Origin of the sequence: Paraburkholderia sp. SIMBA_030, from assembly GCF_046535245.1 — a bacterium.
Taxonomy (GTDB): Bacteria; Pseudomonadota; Gammaproteobacteria; order Burkholderiales; family Burkholderiaceae; genus Paraburkholderia.
Window position 1 is genome coordinate 341,895 of the sequence record NZ_JAWRXB010000005.1, and the last position, 15,444, is coordinate 357,338.

Here is a 15,444-nt window from a genome sequence, read left to right on the forward strand (position 1 = left end):
TCCGGTCAGATTTTGTCGCGCAACAGGTCGCGCAATAGCATGGGAGTCAAAGGATGACGGTCGGCGACCACGCCGAATGGCGCTAGCGCGTCGTTCACGGCGTTGGTCAAGGCACCGAGCGCGCCCATCACGCCGCCTTCGGCCATCCCTTTGATGCCCGCCGCCGTCGCGCGGCTAGGTGTATGCAACGGGATGATTTCGAAATTGGGTAATTCGGTCGAAGTGGCGATCAGGTAGTCGGCAAGCGAGCCGGTCACGTTCTGTCCCGTTTCGTCGTAGCGCGTATGCTCGAACAACGCGCCGGACAATCCCATCGCCACTGCGCCATGTTGCTGCCCCGTCACCACGGTGGGATTGAGCAGCGTGCCGCAGTCTTCGGCGATCACGTAGCGCGCAAAATGGATCGCACCGGTGGCTACGTCCAGCTCGATCTCGCATCCGTGCGTCGAATTCGAGTAGGTCATCGGCGGCGGATCGTAGGTCAGGTGAAACTCGAGGCCAGGCGTGAGGCCCTGCGGCAGCGAAGTAGGATCCATATAGGCACTCCGCGCCACCTCGGCGAGCGTTAGACCCGCGTCGACCCACGTGTCGCGACTACGGCGCTCGACGCGAGCATCGACAAGGCGCAGCGAGTCGCTATCGGGCAGGTCGAGACGACCGGCGGCAATTGCGAGCACTTTGCGGCGCGCATCGAGCGCGCACAAATAAAGCGCGCCGCCGCCCGCCGTGCCGCTACGGGCGCCGCGGCTGCCCATCCCGTATGGCGCGATATCGGTGTGGCCCAGATGAATACGCACGCTCGACGGATGCACGCCCAGGCCTTCGGCCACCGCATTGGCCATCGCGCTTTCGTAGCCCTGTCCGCTGGGGCCGAGACCCACCGACGCGTTCACGGCACCGCTCGGCTCGATACGGATCCAGCTTGCCTCGTGTCCCGAACCCGGAATGCCGGCTGATTTATAAAAGCGCGAACCGTACGTCGTCGGCTCGACGACATTGCACAGTCCAAGCCCAAGATAGCGGCCGGCCGCCCGCGCCGCTTGCTGGCGTGCGCGAAACGCGTCGTAGTCGAAGGCCGCCAGCACCGCCTCAAAGGTCTGCGATGGCGTGATGTCGGCCAGCAATTCACCGGTGGCCGTGCGGTACGGCAGTTCTTCCGGCGTCAACAGGTTGCGGCGGCGCACGTCGACCGGATCCAGCTTCAGTTCGCGCGCAATCGCTTCCAACGTGCCTTCCATGACCCAACTGGTGATGGACATCGGCGCGCGCATGGGTGCATTGCCGCATTTGTGACTGAGCACGACCTTCACGTCGAACGCATAGTGCTGCAGCCGGTACGGTCCGCTCAACACCATCGCGACGACGCGCGCGAGATAGTTCGCCGGAAAGAAGCAATACGCGCCGAAGTCTTCGCGGATCTCCAGATCGAGCGCGAGCAGCGTGCCGTGCTCATCCACCGCGGCGCGCGTGCGGCAGAAGTCTTCGCGCGAATTGGCCGCCGCGGTCAAGTTCTCGAGACGGTCTTCGCGCCAGCGCACCGGCCGCTTCAGATGACGCGCGAGTGCAGCGACGGTCAGCTCTTCGCGGTACAAGGCGATTTTCTGGCCGAACGAACCGCCGACATCAGGCGAAATCACCGTCACCTGCGATTCGCTGAGCCTGAGCCGTTGCGCGAGCTGAGTGCGCAAAGGATGTGGCACCTGGGTGCCGATGTGGAACGTCAGGTGGTCGCGCCCGGCGTCCCAGACTGCTGCGCAACCGCGCGTTTCAATGGGCACATGGGTCTGCCGCTGCTGCTGAAAGGTCGCCTCGACCACGCGGTAAGCGTGCTGGCTCACGCTCTGCGGGTCGCCGTTCGAGTACGTCTGGTGCGACACCAGGTTGCCGGGCACCCCGGGGTCGACTTGCGCAGCATCGGCTTCGAGCGCCCGCCACATATCGGTCACCACAGGCAACGGCTCGAACTCGACCATGACCTGCTCCGCCGCGTCTTCCGCGAGGTACCGGTTCGTGGCGACCACACACGCCACAAGATCGCCCTGAAAGCGCACGATGTCCGTCGGCATCGTCGCGAACTCGACCGGCAACAAGCCCTCGACCGGCGCGGCGACACGCATCGGCGTGGTCCACTGCGCCAGCTCCCGTCCGGTGACGACGGTTACGACACCGGGCATGCCGACAGCCGCCGCGGTATCCACCGAAACGATCCGCGCATGCGCATGCGGCGAGCGCACGAAGCTCACGTGCAGGGCGCCCGCGATGTCGATGTCGTCGAGATAGCGGCCATAGCCCGTCAGCAGGCGATAGTCTTCGGTGCGCGGCACCGCCTTGTTGAGATAACGAAACGATTGCTCAGACATCGGCGCTCTCCCCCCGCATCCGCGCGGCCGCGAGCAGGATCGCCCGCACGATGTTCTGGTACCCGGTGCAGCGGCACAGGTTGCCGGAAAGCGCCTCGCGCACCTCGGCCTCAGATGGGCTTGGGTGCTCGCGCAGATAAGCCTCGAAGGTCATCACGATGCCCGGCGTGCAAAAGCCGCACTGCAGACCATGACACTCATGCATCGCCTGCTGCAGCGGAGAGAGGCGGCCGTCCTGCGCGACAGCTTCGATCGTGGTGATCTGCACTTCGTCCAACTGAACGGCGTACGCGAGGCACGAGCGCGCCGGACGGCCGTCGATCAGGACGGTGCATGCGCCGCATACGCCGTGCTCGCAGCCGACGTGCGTGCCGGTCAGACGGCAGTCTTCACGAAGCGCATCGGAAAGGAGCTTGCGAGGCTCGCAATGCACTTCGTGACGGGTGCCGTTCACACTGAGATAAATTGCTTTCTTTTTCATGACTCACTTCGAGGTCGTGTTGGCAGACTGCGTCGCGCGTTGCAACGCGCGCGCCATGAGCGCCTTGACGAGATCGCGCCGGTAAGCGGCACTGATGTCCGGTTGGTCGTACGGATCGATAGCGCCGGCCACCGCGTCGGCGATTGCGGCAAGCGTCGGCGCATCGACCGGGGCGCCGGCGAAGTCAGCTGCGAGTTCGTCCAGCACAAGCGGGACGTCCGCCACGCCGCCGAGGCCAATGCGCAGGCTGGAGAATCTGTTGCCGTCGAGCACGGCGGTGAGTGCGCAAGCCGCAATCGCGAAGTCGCCGTGCCGCCTGCTAAAGAGTTCAAATGCGTGCCGCTCGCCCGGGCGCGCGACCGGGAAATGCACGGCACGGATGATTTCTTCAGCGGCGAGATCGGTCGTCATCACCGAAATCAGGAACGCTGCGGCCGGCACCTCGCGGCTGCCGTCCGGTCCGGCAATCTCGATGCGAGCGCCCAGCGTGCTCGCGATGAGCGGCATTTGCGCAGCAGGATCCGCATGCGCAAGGCTGCCCCCAAGCGTGCCGCGCTGGCGGATCGCGTAGTGCCCAATGGTCGCGGCCGCTTCCGCGAGCAGCGGACAAGCGGCGCGCACCGTGCTGCTGGTGGCCACCTCGTGATGGCGCGTCATCGCGCCAATGGATAGCGAATCACCCGCAAGCGTCACGCCGCTGAGTTGCGGCAACGCGTTGAGGTCGATCAGATGCGCCGGCTGCGCAAAGCGCATGTTCATCATCGGCGCGAGGCTTTGCCCTCCCGCGATGACTTTGGCGTCGAAGCCGTGCAGCGCGAGCAGCGACAGCGCATCTTCAAGCGTGTGAGGCCGGTGATACGAAAATACCGCGGGTTTCATGCGTTCTGCGCCTTCAGGTTCACACCGCTCGCCCGATCGAAAAGGTGCAGACGGCGGCGGTTGATCGACAGGGACACGCGTTCACCGACTTTGCAGGAACGCTCCTTGCCAACACGAAAAAACATCGACTGTCCCAAACATTGCAGGCCGATAAACTGATCGGAGCCGACCGGCAGCAACGAGGCTATGTCGCCTGTCAGCGAGCAATCGGTCGAGTCGCCATGCTCGTCGATGTCCTCGGCACGAATACCGGCCGACACTGCCCGGCCACTGCATCCTGCGAGCAGGCGCTGTGTCTCTTCATCGAGGGCGAGCGAAAGATCGCCGCTGCGAAAATGCAAACCGTGGTCGCCTTGCATCAGCACGCCGTCTATAAAGTTGATCGGCGGGCTGCCGAGGAAATTGGCGACGAATTTATTGGCTGGCCGTTCGTAGATGTCGTCGGGCGAGCCGATCTGCTGCACGACGCCCTGGCGCATCACGACGATGCGATCGGCGAGCGTCAGCGCTTCGGCCTGATCGTGCGTCACGTACACGAAGGTCGTCTGCATCGACTGATGCAGTGCCTTGATGCTCGCGCGCATCGACACGCGCAGCGCCGCATCGAGGTTCGACAGCGGTTCGTCCATCAGAAAGACGGCGGGCTGGCGCACCATTGCGCGGCCGAGCGCGACGCGCTGGCGCTGCCCACCCGACAGTTGCCCGGGCCGCCGGTCCAGCAGATGCTCGATTTCAAGCGACTGCGCGGCCGCGCGCACCCGCGCATCGATCTCCTGTTGCGGATATTTGCGCATCCGCAGGCCGAAGGCGATGTTGTCGTACACGTTCTTGTGCGGATACAGCGCGTAGCTTTGAAACACCATCGCCACGTCGCGCCGGTGCGCCGGCAAGCCGTTTACTTCGACGTCGTCGAACCGCAAGCTGCCCTGAGTGACCTCTTCCAGTCCGGCGATCATGTTGAGCGTCGTCGACTTGCCGCAGCCGGACGGTCCGAGCAGAACGAGAAACTCCTTGTCCCTGATCTGCAGATTCAGGTTCTCCAATGCGACATGCCCGTTCGCATACTGCTTGCCCACCTGCTGAAATTCGATTTGAGCCATGGCCTTTCCCTTTATCCCTTTACCGCACCGGCAGTCAGACCCGACACGATGTAACGCTCGAACACCACGGCGATGATCACCGGCGGCACGATCGCGACCACGCCGGCTGCGTTGATGAACGAAAAACTCGTCGTGAAATCCGACGTGAACGACGCGACGATGATCGGGACGGTCTGCGACGCGGCGGTTTGCGTAAACATCAAGGCGAACAGGAACTCGTTCCAGCTGGTCAGGAACGTGAACATGATGACGGCGACGAGCGACGGCACCGCGAGCGGCAAAAACACCTTCAGCAAAGCCTGAATCCGCGAGCAGCCGTCGACCCGAGCCGCCTTGTCGAGCTCGTCCGGCAGCGATTCGAAATAGCTAAGCAACATGAAGACGCTGAACGGCACCGTAATCGCCAGATAAGTGATGATCAGCGACCCGACGCTGTCGAGCAGGCCGAGCTTGCGCACGAACAGAAAGAACGGCACGACGAGTGCGATATCGGGAATCACGCGGGTAGCCAGCATGAAATACACCGACAGATCGCGGCCGATATAACGGATCTTCGCCATCGCATAAGCGGCGGGAACGCTGACGAGCAGATTCAGCAACACCACCGCAGCGGCGACCACCAGGCTATTGCGCAGCGCCGGCAACAGGTACTGCGCGGTGGACGGAATGAACGCGGCGTTGCCGTCGTCCGGCGCTGTGCCGGTGCTTGCCGCGACGATTGCCTTGAAGCTGGACAGCGTCGGCGGATGGGGAATCCAGTGTGGCGGAATCGACGTGATATCCGCTTCGCGCTGCAACGAAGACGACAGCAGCCACGCAACCGGTGCCAGCACATACAGCAACATCACGATTGAACCGGCCAGCAGCGCCAGGCGTTTGGCAAAGAGAGAAGACGACATCGCTTAGAGCCTCTTGCCGAGTAGACGAATGATGGTGTACGACATCGCAAACGTGGCAAGCGCGAGCACATACGCGACCGCCGCACCGGTGCCGAACGACAGGTTGCGGAACGTCTCGACGTAGATGTGCCAGGAGAGCACGTGAGACGCGTCGGCCGGACCGCCCTCTGTCAGAATGAAGAAGAGGTCGAAGTGCCGCACCGCCATCATCGCTTCGTAGATCATCACGAGCATGAAGCCGGGACGCATCGCCGGCAGCGTCACGTGCACGAATCGGCTCCACAGGTTGGCGCCGTCTACGCGTGCCGCCGCGTACAGGTCCGACGGAATAGACTTCATCGTCACAAGCAGCAGGATGGTCGCGAGCGGCACTTCCTTCCACACGAATGCGTTGCAGATCAGCGCCAGCGTCTTGTTCGTATCACCCAGCCACACCATGTACTGGCCGATCACGCCAAGCTGCAACAGCAGTCCGTTGAGCGCGCCGTAGCCTGAGTCGTAGATCCACTTCCACATCAGACCGTCGACCACATACGGAATAGCCCATGGAATCAGCAAGGCGGTCGACAGGATGCGCCGGCCGCGAAATTCCTGATTCAGCAATAGCGCCATCAGCGTCGCGACGACCATGATCGCGAGGACCGACACGACGGTGAACCACGCAGTGCGCTCGACCGCAGCCCAGAACATCGGGTCGCGGAAGGTCTGGATGTAGTTGCCCAGGCCGACGAACGACACGCGGTTCATCCGCGTCAAATGAATGTCGAACAGGCTCGTCCAGAACGAATAAAGCACCGGAAACACGGCGACTGCGAGCAGCACCAGCATCATCGGCGTCAGCAGCAGCATCGCGCTACGCTGATCGGAAGGCGCCACGGAATGTCTGGCAAGCCAGCGGCGGCCCAGGGCTTGAACGCTCATATCGACCTCAGGCTTTGCTCAACGCGGTCCACTTCTGCGCGGACGTCTTAAGCGCATCGGCGACGCTCGATTGACCGAGGATCGCGGCTTGCCATGCCGTCCCGTTGGTCTCGTCCCACTCGCCGAACCAGCGCGTGATCACATCCTTCTTGCGGGCCAGATCCTGCTGCTTCTGGAACATCGCGAAGTCGCCGTACTTTTCATATGCGGTGCGGACTTGCGGGTCGTTAAAGAGCGGCTTCACGCCGAATGCCGTGCCGGTGTCCAGGAACATCGCTTTCTGGAACGCGTACTGGCCGTCGAATCGTCCGCCGAACGCTTCGATCAGGCGCGTCGCCTCAGCGGCCCGCGTCTTGTTGGCGCCGGCGGCAGCGCTCATCGCGTGCATGCGCATCCACGCAACCGTGGCGTGCGAACCGTTCGGGCCGGCCGGCATCAACGCCTGTTTGATATGGCCCGCGACACGCGACTGGCGCGGATCGTTAAGTGCCTGAATCCGGTAGCGCGGCAACAACGCGAACGCGTGATTGCCCGACGCCACGGCCTTGAAGCCGTTCAATTCGCCCAACTCGACGCAGGCAGGCGAAACGATGTGGTGCTTGTTGACCGCATCGGCGACCCATTGCAGCGACGTGAGCGCGCCGTGCTTCGGATCGTCCATCACCGCCTTGCCGCTGTCGTCGACAAATCGGCCGCCGTTGGAAAACACCAGCGACGACATGAACTCGATAAGCCAGCTTTCGCGTGCCATCGACAGCATCAGCGGGTATTGCGAGAGACCCGCATTCTTGATCTTCAGCGATTGGGCGACCAGTTCGTCCCACGTTGCAGGAGGCGCCGCGATGCCCGCCTTTGCGAGCTTGTCCGCGTCGTACAGAAACGCCATGTAGTCGGTGTAGTACGTAAGACCGTACTGACGACCCTTGTAGCGCATCGATTGGGTGCAGAAGTCCTGCACGTCGCCGTTGTATTTGAGCAGTTGCGGATAGCCGTCGAGCGGCGCAAGCCAGCCCGCGTCGGCCCACTCGGGCAGCCAGCCGTCGGACACCCACAGCACGTCGATCGGCGCCTGGCCGACGAACTTCGTCACCATCGCCTCGCGATACTGTGCGAACGGAAGGTTGTTGTAGTTGACGTTCAGCCCCGATTCCTTCTGAAACGGTACGAGCATGCGCTTCACCGTATCGACGCCGGCCGACCAGGTATGGAGATTCACGCTGTCGGCAGCGAAGGCCCGTGACATCCCGCCCATCAAACCGGAAGCAGCGAGCCCGGCGCCCGCCGACAACTGTAGAAATCGACGACGACCGTTCCCGAATCTATTGACGACGTTACTCATGGTTCGCTCCGACCGCCTGCGCGGCGCTGTTCACACGTGGCGTAGCCGCTGATTCGGCTACCTCTTGAGACGCGAAGATATTCCCGAGAAAATAAATCGTCAACTGACGACATATGTTTGTTGTAAAAAATTTTCAATCGGCAGATGCCGCGGACCTGATGAGCACATCTCACTGTTTCGTCGGACTTTTCCAGCCATTTCATCCGATGAATTTCCCGGCTCGATCGCATCAACCATAGTCGTCGAACGGCGGATGACTGGACATACCTTGATGGCGGGCGACGCCGCGAAACCGCGATTTGACGGGGGTTCTGGCGAGGTCGGGCACGCGCAGAGGGCTGCCCAGGAAGAACGCGCGTGCTTCGCATACCCGATGAAGGTACGTCAGAAAGTGTCGGGCTGGCCGGGCGAATCCAGCGGACTGGCGGACTGCCCAGCGCGTCGCGCTCAGGCGTGTTCCAGCGCCGGCAGCAGCGAAGGCATGCTGGCCAGAAAGGCACGGACGTGCATCGCAATCACTGCGCCGGAAGGCATCGTATTGTCGTTCGAGTAGATACGGCGGCGAATCGCGAGGTGCGACACCGCCCCGTGCAGCAGCCAGCCCAACTCTGTCAGGTGTGCAGGCGCTGCGGCGCCTATCATTTAAAAAATATATCTTCACGTGACGACTTATGATTTGGTAGAGTATATCGTCAAGGCGTGAAAAGCAGCCCCGCCTGCCACCCGGCAGAGCCAGGTCTGTTTCAGGCTGTCGCGAAGCGAGCCCCATCTTTGACTGCTGACGACCGCATGCACGTCGACCGGCGGTGTCTGCGGGTCTGTCGATCAACGCCCGCTTCCGGTTCTTTGCCCATGTCTTTGTCAACCCGCCAGTCAGTCATGCCCGGCTTCAAGCGGTTCAGCAACGCGGCAGTGGTCATTGCCGGCGCCAAGCCGGCGCACCGCATCCGCAAAAGACAATTCGACTTTGTGGAACTGGGCTTCACGGAATCCGTGGTGCCCGCCGTTTTTGAGAGGCCCTGCCTACTGCACGATGAAGTGACCGACAGGCCGCTTCTCACATAGACCAGATATTTAAACCGGAACCCACCATTCATGTACTTCCTCTCTGCCTTCATCTTCAAACTCGCCACCGGGCACGCCTTCACTCGTGCGGAGTCGAGCACCACAGCAACGCGCAGAAAGAAATCGCGCTTTCCATGGCTTTAGTCGTCGATAGCGTTTCCGCTCGCGACGATGCGTTGAATTAGTTTGTTTTCCTCATCAACAGCCGAAGTTCGAATGCGACACCGGTGCGACCTTCGATTCGATACCGAAACGGCGCACTTCTTCGACTGTCATGATCGTGATCTCGGCAAGCTGCGTTGTAACCGCCATCGACGCACCCATCGACTAGCGTTGTGGTTGGCCGGTCATGGTGTCAAGAAACAACCTGGAGTTCCGAGGTGAGCCGAAGTCGAACATGTTATTGATTGTGCCGGCCATGACATCGAATGAACCTTGTCCAACGCGCACCCCGTTCAGCCAGTTGTCTTCGATGAAGCGCAGAATAGAGGTTTGGTCGGTCAGCGTATGGTCGACATAGTTTTCCTTCGCGTACGGCGAGACCACAAGCAGCGGCAGACGCGGACCATACCCGCAGCGGCCCTGCACCGGCACACCCGCTAGCCCATCGAGCGGTGTACCTCGGCCGCAAGTATTCGGACCGTTGAGCGCGTCCTGCGCGCTTGTCGATCCATTGACGACGTGAGATACATGGTCATACCAGCCGTCTGAATCGTCGTAGGCGAGCACGACTGCCGTGCTCTTCCAGTCGTCCTGTTGCTGGAGAAAGTTGACTACCTTCGTCACGAATGCCTGCTCATCGAGGGGGTCCGAATTGCCCGCGTGCGCATCCTGGTACGCCGGCGCCTTAAGGAAACTGACGGCAGGAAAATTCCCCGCGCTCACTGCCGCGTAGAAGTCATCGATGTCGTATTGATGGTTTGCGCCGCCGTCGCTGCTGGTGCCGATTGCCGCAACGGATGCAGGACGCTCGTGCCTCGGATTAGCGGTGGACGCGTAATACTGGAACGGCTGATGGTGCGGCACGTAGTCGGCCTTATAGCCCTGCACCACCGGTGAAAATGAGCTACGCGCGCAGTCCGTCGTTCCGTTCGCATTCTTCGCGCCGAGGTCGAAGCCGCCTTCAAACCAGCCCCACGAGATATTCTTCGCGTTCAGCAGGTCGCCCACATTCTTCCCCTGCATACTGATTGTCGTGCCCTTGGAGCAGACGTCGCCCGTCGGATCGAGGTCACCGACGATTGTCAGGCCGCTGGCGCCGTCGCTGACAATGTTCCGATTGTCCGTATTCGTGGGTGCCACCATCGCCCCATTCGTCTGCCCGGAGATCAGGTTCAGCGCGCCAGGCGTGGATGGGCCAAACGTCGTGTCGAACGAGTTGTCGTTTAGCGCGAAATGTTGCGCATAGTTCCACAGCGCGGTAACGGTGTTGCCGTCGTAATACCCCATCACGAGCCCCTTTGTGTACAAGGCACTCGAACCGCCTGTTGCCGAGGTGCGGCCGGTGTATTTTGGAAACAGGTCCATCGCGCCATTATCGAATGCCAATTGCTCCGGCTTGTAGGCGTGATCTTGTGACGCCGTAAGCGCCTGCGAGCGATCGAGACGGAATGGATCTGCCGCGTCGGAGCCGTTGGCGGCGTTCGTCGAATTCGGATTGGCCCTGAGTAGCCCGTCCAGCAACCCGTTGATCCGTCGCGTATTGGGCAATGCGCTGAAGGCCGGCTCACCGGCCGGGTTCAGCGCATTCGGATAGGTTCCAAAGTAGTGATCGAACGAAACGTTCTCGCCGAATATCACGACAAGATGTTTGATCGGGGTAGCCGTCTGCACTCCATCTTGGGGCCGCGGTACCGAGGCAGTTGCGACGCTCGATGTGACGCCGGCCTCACCATATGCTCCGAGCGAGATAGACAGACAAAGCGCTAGTGCAGTTGCCAAGGAAAATTGCCGACGAACGAACATCATGTCTATGTCTACCTGTTGAAGTGTTTCTCAATGCATCGCATTTCGAACGGAACACGCCCATTCTCGCTTGCACCGGTGTCGTGACTATGATCGTCACATGAAGATATATAGCGTACACAATTATTCGAATTTCATGTTGAAGTCGCATCAAAACAACATTAAATCGGCTGTTTTTTACAGCTCTTACGCCATAAAACAGAGCACACGTCGGCAAAAAAATGGTGTCGTCACATGACGACTACATTTCTATCCACATTGCCGTGATGACACGCTAGCGTCACAGTATCTCCGTAAAACGTCTCCCGCGTCGAAGGTGAACGCATCGGACATGCGATTCACGATGTCGATCCGGTCAACGCGGTGAGTACCTGCGCCAGTTAGGCGGCTTGGACCATTTTTAGTCATCCTATCTAGTTGTTACACGGCGCAATTTTCGATAAGGTGCCGAGATTTTCACAGTCCTGACACTACGAACGTGGGTAACCAGTCGGGATGTTTGCAACGATTGACGGAGAATCAACATGCCGCACAGGCATATGGCAGGGTTGTTGGTGGGATTGATGAGTAGCGCAACTTTGACCGTCGCACATGCAGCGGATATGGCGACATTGCGGGGTCACGTTTTGTCGAGCTCGGACAAGCGTCCGCTTGCCGGCGCTAAAATTCAGATTCGTGAGACGGGAACGAGCACCGTCACCTCGTCTGACGGCGCTTTTCGTTTCACCCGGCTTCCAGCGGGCCAATACACACTGGTCATCACGCCTACCCGCTCATCCGCGGTCGAACGGACTGTGGTGGCGCGCGCGGACAACACCACAAACAACGACGTCATCGTGGACGCACCCGTTGCCTCGCTCGACCACGTGACCGTCGCGTCGCAGCGCACCGCGAACGTCGTCGCACGCGCGACCCAGCAGAGCGCTCCGAACATGGTGACCGTCCGGACCGCCGACGACATCCGCAAGGCCCCCGACGTGAGCGCCGCTGAAGCCGCTGCGCGTATGCCGGGCGTATCGCTCGAGACGGACTCCGGCGAAGGCCGCTATGTCAACATCCGCGGCCTCGACACCAACCTGAACAGCACCACGTTCGGTGGCATCCACCTGCCGCCGACCAACCCGGCTTCGGCCCAGAACGGGGGACGTGCTGTCGCGCTCGATACGATTCCGGCCGGCATGATCGGGCAGATCCTCGTGACCAACACCAACAAGCCCGAACAGGATGCCGATGCGCTCGGCGGCACGATCGACATTTCGCCCCGCACGTTGCCCCCTTCGGGCAAGCCGTTCCTGGATGCCAAGCTCGGTTCAGGTGTCGAAACGCTGCGCGGGAGCACAGTTTCGGATGTCGAGATGACAGCGGGTGCGCGCTTCGGTGCGCACGGCATTGCCGGTCTCGGTTCGGGCATCACGTCATATTCCGACGCGCCGTTCACCTTCATCGGTACCTTTGCCTATAACCAGGACCACCGCGGCGTCGACGACGAAGAAAACGCCTATGTCGATGCGCCTGGCGTACCGAACAAGGCCTACGCGCAAACCGACCCGCGCTACTACAACTATCATCGCAAGCGCCTGGGCTACGGCGGCGAACTGGACTTTCAGCCTAACGCCGACAACAAGTGGTACTTCCGCTACTACAACTTCGGCTATACGGAGAACGTGAACCGGCAAGACCTCCAGACCAACTTCACTGGCAATCCGGTCCAGAATGCGAACGGCACGCTCACGGATACGGCAACCTATGCGAAGGGGTTGCGCGACGAGAAGGAGACGCTGCGAACGCAACTTTTTGCGCTGGGCGGTGAAAACAGGATCGGGCTCGGCAAGATCGATTATCGCGCCGGCTTCACCAGTGGAACCTACGACAAACCGTACGACCTGAACTCGACGTTCAACAACGGCACCCCGGCCACGGTGACGTATTACCCCGGCTCTGACTACGCGACGCAATCGATCGTGTCCGGTCCGAACCCGGCTAATCCCGCCGGCTACACGCTGGGCCAGATCGTCAACTCGTCGCAGTATGTCAAGACCAATGAGTGGTCGGCCAACGTCAACTACACGCTGCCGACTCACTTCACGAGTGCCGATGACGAACAGTTCAAGTTCGGCGCTGGCCTGCGCCGAATGACCTTCGCCAGCGCGCAGAGCAACTACACGTACTCGCCGGCCGGGGGAATCCCACTGTCGCAGGCGGTGTTCGGCGCGCCGAACGTCTTCTACAACGGCATGTACAACATCGGGCCGTCCATCAGCGATGGCGTCATGAGCGGCATTTATGGCGCCGCTGTGGCCAACGGCAACGTAACGGGTAACCCGTTGAAGGACGCCGCCGCGTTCTCGGCTATCAACGAGAACATCTACAGCATGTATGGCCAGTATCAGTTCGGCTGGGGCCGACTGGGCGTGCTCGCGGGTCTGCGCGGCGAATGGACGCAGGATACGTTCAGCGGCAATCTGATCAACGGTAGCTCCGTCACGCCGAACCAGACGGCGAACAACTACTTCAACCTGTTTCCGTCCCTGCAGTTGCGCTACGACTTCACGCCGACGCTGGTGGGTCGCGCGATCTATTCGAGCACGATCGCGCGTCCGGGCTTTGTCCAGAGCAGTGCGTCGGTCCTGGCCGATGCGGGAACGGGAACCGTGACCACCGGTAACCCGAACCTGAAGCCGACCACTTCACAGAACTTCGATATTCAGTTCGAGAAGTATTTGCCGCATGGCGGGATCATTTCGCTCGGCGCGTTCGACAAGTCGATGACCGACTACGTCGTGGGCCAGTCATCCACCGTCTTCAGCTCGCCGTATCTTCCGGGGTATTCGGGCCCCATCAAGCTCGTAAGCTTTGCCAATGTCGCGTCGGCACGTGTACGAGGTGTCACCGCCAACTATGAACAGCACTTCACGCAGTTGCCGGGGTTCCTGAGCGGCCTGGGCGCGGACGCGAACTGGACGTGGACCAATTCACACCTGGACATTCGCCCGGGTGAAGACCACACGCTGCCATCCGGTCCGCGCAATTCGTACAACGCCAGCGTGTTCTACGAGCGTGGTCCGTTGGACATGCGCCTGTCGGCCTCCTATGTGGGCAAGAGCCTGTGGGCGGTGGGCAGTTCTGCTGCAACCGATATCTACACCGCGTCGCGCTTCTCGCTCGACTTCGGCGGCAGCTACCAGATCAGAAAGGATGTGGGCATCTATCTCGACGTGCGCAACATCCTCAACACACCGTTGAAGTTCTACGAGGGCTCGCCGGACCGTCCGATCCAGCGCGAGTTCTACGGCCCGACCGTGATGGTCGGCATGACGATCCACGAATAACTTTCTTAAAACGGTTGAAAATAATGAAGCTTAAAACTTTTGTGCAAGCAGCAATGGCAGTCGGTCTTTCGTCGACGTTGTTGTGCGGCGCGCTGCACGCTGCACCGGTCGCCGGGCACGCGCAGTTCGAAGTCGCGAAGCACTATACGTTGGGTGGCACCGACGGCTGGGACTACGTTGGGTATGACCGGGTTCGCCATCACCTGTTTATCAGCCGCGCCAGCCATGTCCAGGTCGTTGATACCGACACGGGCAGGCTGGTCGGCGAGATCGAAAACACCGATGGCGTGCATGGCTTCGCGTTTGTCCAGGATAAGAAGCTCGGCTTCATCACCAACGGCCGTGCCGACACCATTACGGTGGTCGACCTCGACACGTTGCGAACCGTCGATACAATCAAAGCGGGTGGCCCGGATCCTGACGGCATCATGTATGCGCTCAACCTGAAGCGCCTCTATGTCAGCAATGGCCATGACAACAGCGTCAGTGCCATCGACCCCGCCACTCGCAAGGTCGTCGCGACGATGCCTGTCGGCGGCAAGCCTGAATCGCTCGCGGTCGACACCGACGGTCGAATCTTCGTCAACGTCGAAGACAAGGGTGAGATCGTGGCAATGGACGGCAAAGCGAACAAGGTGCTCGCTCATTGGTCGATCGCGCCTTGCGAAGGGCCGTCCGGACTCGCAATCGATACGAAGGCCGAACGGCTGTTCACCGTCTGCGCCAACAACCGGATGATGGTGATCGATGCTCGCTCGGGGCATCAGGTGGCCCAGTTGCCGATTGGCGGCCATCCGGATGCCGCCGCCTTCGACCCGGTGCTCAAAACCGCGTTCAGTTCGAACGGCGCGGATGGAACGCTGACCGTGGTGCATGAAGACGACGCGGATCACTACACCGTGCTGCAGAACGTGCCGACACAAGTGGGCGCGAAGTCGATGGCGCTCGACGACAACACTCACCGCGTATACCTGGTGTCTTCGAAATTCGGTTCGACTCCCGCTGCGACGGCCGACAATCCGCATCCGCATGCGAGCGTCGTACCCGACACGTTCAACGTACTGGTCGCACAACGCAAGCCGCAGAGCGCCGCCAACTAACGTAAG

Annotated in this window: 12 protein-coding genes and 1 pseudogene; 3 read left to right on the forward strand and 10 right to left on the reverse strand. The window is 61.1% G+C overall.

The genetic code is table 11. The features are described from left to right. Positions 1-5 precede the first annotated feature (5 nt). The 8 genes from SB772_RS11155 to SB772_RS11190 all read right to left on the reverse strand — a co-directional run bounded on the left by SB772_RS11155 (position 6) and on the right by SB772_RS11190 (position 8,585). A complete protein-coding gene (locus tag SB772_RS11155) occupies positions 6-2,360 on the reverse strand; it encodes a xanthine dehydrogenase family protein molybdopterin-binding subunit (protein ID WP_410833314.1) in 2,355 nt (784 codons plus the stop codon). Next, positions 2,353-2,841, reverse strand: a complete 489-nt coding sequence (locus SB772_RS11160; RefSeq protein ID WP_410833315.1) for a (2Fe-2S)-binding protein — start codon at positions 2,839-2,841, stop codon at positions 2,353-2,355. The genes SB772_RS11155 and SB772_RS11160 overlap by 8 nt, the downstream gene beginning before the upstream one ends. A 3-nt stretch (positions 2,842-2,844) precedes the next feature. Next, positions 2,845-3,720: an FAD binding domain-containing protein gene (locus SB772_RS11165; RefSeq protein ID WP_410833316.1), complete on the reverse strand. Its 876-nt coding sequence runs from the start codon at positions 3,718-3,720 to the stop codon at positions 2,845-2,847. Then, positions 3,717-4,820: an ABC transporter ATP-binding protein gene (locus tag SB772_RS11170; RefSeq protein WP_410833317.1), complete on the reverse strand. Its 1,104-nt coding sequence runs from the start codon at positions 4,818-4,820 to the stop codon at positions 3,717-3,719. The genes SB772_RS11165 and SB772_RS11170 overlap by 4 nt, the downstream gene beginning before the upstream one ends. A gap of 11 nt (positions 4,821-4,831) precedes the next feature. Then, on the reverse strand, positions 4,832-5,719 hold the full coding sequence (locus tag SB772_RS11175; protein ID WP_410833318.1) for a carbohydrate ABC transporter permease: 888 nt from the start codon (positions 5,717-5,719) through the stop codon (positions 4,832-4,834). A 3-nt stretch (positions 5,720-5,722) separates the two neighbouring features. Then, positions 5,723-6,640 carry a carbohydrate ABC transporter permease gene (locus SB772_RS11180; protein WP_410833319.1) on the reverse strand — a complete coding sequence of 306 codons (918 nt, stop codon included), beginning with the start codon at positions 6,638-6,640 and terminating at the stop codon, positions 5,723-5,725. A 7-nt stretch (positions 6,641-6,647) separates the two neighbouring features. Beyond that, entirely contained in the window at positions 6,648-7,979 is a 1,332-nt protein-coding gene (locus SB772_RS11185; RefSeq protein ID WP_410833320.1) for an extracellular solute-binding protein, read from the reverse strand. 447 nt (positions 7,980-8,426) lie between these two features. Continuing rightward, positions 8,427-8,585: a hypothetical protein gene (locus SB772_RS11190; protein WP_410833321.1), complete on the reverse strand. Its 159-nt coding sequence runs from the start codon at positions 8,583-8,585 to the stop codon at positions 8,427-8,429. A 273-nt stretch (positions 8,586-8,858) separates the two neighbouring features. Between SB772_RS11190 and SB772_RS11195 the strand changes: the two genes are divergently transcribed. Next, positions 8,859-9,044 carry a hypothetical protein gene (locus tag SB772_RS11195; protein WP_410833322.1) on the forward strand — a complete coding sequence of 62 codons (186 nt, stop codon included), beginning with the start codon at positions 8,859-8,861 and terminating at the stop codon, positions 9,042-9,044. 204 nt (positions 9,045-9,248) lie between these two features. Here the strand turns inward: SB772_RS11195 and SB772_RS11200 are convergent. After that, positions 9,249-9,341 (reverse strand): annotated as a pseudogene (locus SB772_RS11200) (phosphate acyltransferase); the annotation flags it as partial. Between the two features lie 30 nt (positions 9,342-9,371). After that, the gene (locus tag SB772_RS11205) at positions 9,372-11,009 is read right to left on the reverse strand and encodes a phospholipase C (protein ID WP_410833382.1); all 1,638 of its coding nucleotides are present in this window, start codon (positions 11,007-11,009) and stop codon (positions 9,372-9,374) included. A gap of 563 nt (positions 11,010-11,572) precedes the next feature. Between SB772_RS11205 and SB772_RS11210 the strand changes: the two genes are divergently transcribed. Beyond that, entirely contained in the window at positions 11,573-14,338 is a 2,766-nt protein-coding gene (locus SB772_RS11210; protein WP_410833323.1) for a TonB-dependent receptor, read from the forward strand. Positions 14,339-14,391: 53 nt separating this feature from the next. Beyond that, positions 14,392-15,438 (forward strand): YncE family protein, encoded by a 1,047-nt coding sequence (locus SB772_RS11215; RefSeq protein WP_410833324.1) that lies wholly within the window; start codon positions 14,392-14,394, stop codon positions 15,436-15,438. Positions 15,439-15,444: the final 6 nt, after the last annotated feature.

Coding starts and splice junctions, on each gene's coding strand:
- SB772_RS11155 (WP_410833314.1), bottom strand. CDS start 2,360: ATGTCTGAGCAATCGTTTCGTTATCTCAACAAGGCGGTGCCGCGCACC.
- SB772_RS11160 (WP_410833315.1), bottom strand. CDS start 2,841: ATGAAAAAGAAAGCAATTTATCTCAGTGTGAACGGCACCCGTCACGAA.
- SB772_RS11165 (WP_410833316.1), bottom strand. CDS start 3,720: ATGAAACCCGCGGTATTTTCGTATCACCGGCCTCACACGCTTGAAGAT.
- SB772_RS11170 (WP_410833317.1), bottom strand. CDS start 4,820: ATGGCTCAAATCGAATTTCAGCAGGTGGGCAAGCAGTATGCGAACGGG.
- SB772_RS11175 (WP_410833318.1), bottom strand. CDS start 5,719: ATGTCGTCTTCTCTCTTTGCCAAACGCCTGGCGCTGCTGGCCGGTTCA.
- SB772_RS11180 (WP_410833319.1), bottom strand. CDS start 6,640: ATGAGCGTTCAAGCCCTGGGCCGCCGCTGGCTTGCCAGACATTCCGTG.
- SB772_RS11185 (WP_410833320.1), bottom strand. CDS start 7,979: ATGAGTAACGTCGTCAATAGATTCGGGAACGGTCGTCGTCGATTTCTA.
- SB772_RS11195 (WP_410833322.1), top strand. CDS start 8,859: ATGCCCGGCTTCAAGCGGTTCAGCAACGCGGCAGTGGTCATTGCCGGC.
- SB772_RS11205 (WP_410833382.1), bottom strand. CDS start 11,009: ATGTTCGTTCGTCGGCAATTTTCCTTGGCAACTGCACTAGCGCTTTGT.
- SB772_RS11210 (WP_410833323.1), top strand. CDS start 11,573: ATGAGTAGCGCAACTTTGACCGTCGCACATGCAGCGGATATGGCGACA.
- SB772_RS11215 (WP_410833324.1), top strand. CDS start 14,392: ATGGCAGTCGGTCTTTCGTCGACGTTGTTGTGCGGCGCGCTGCACGCT.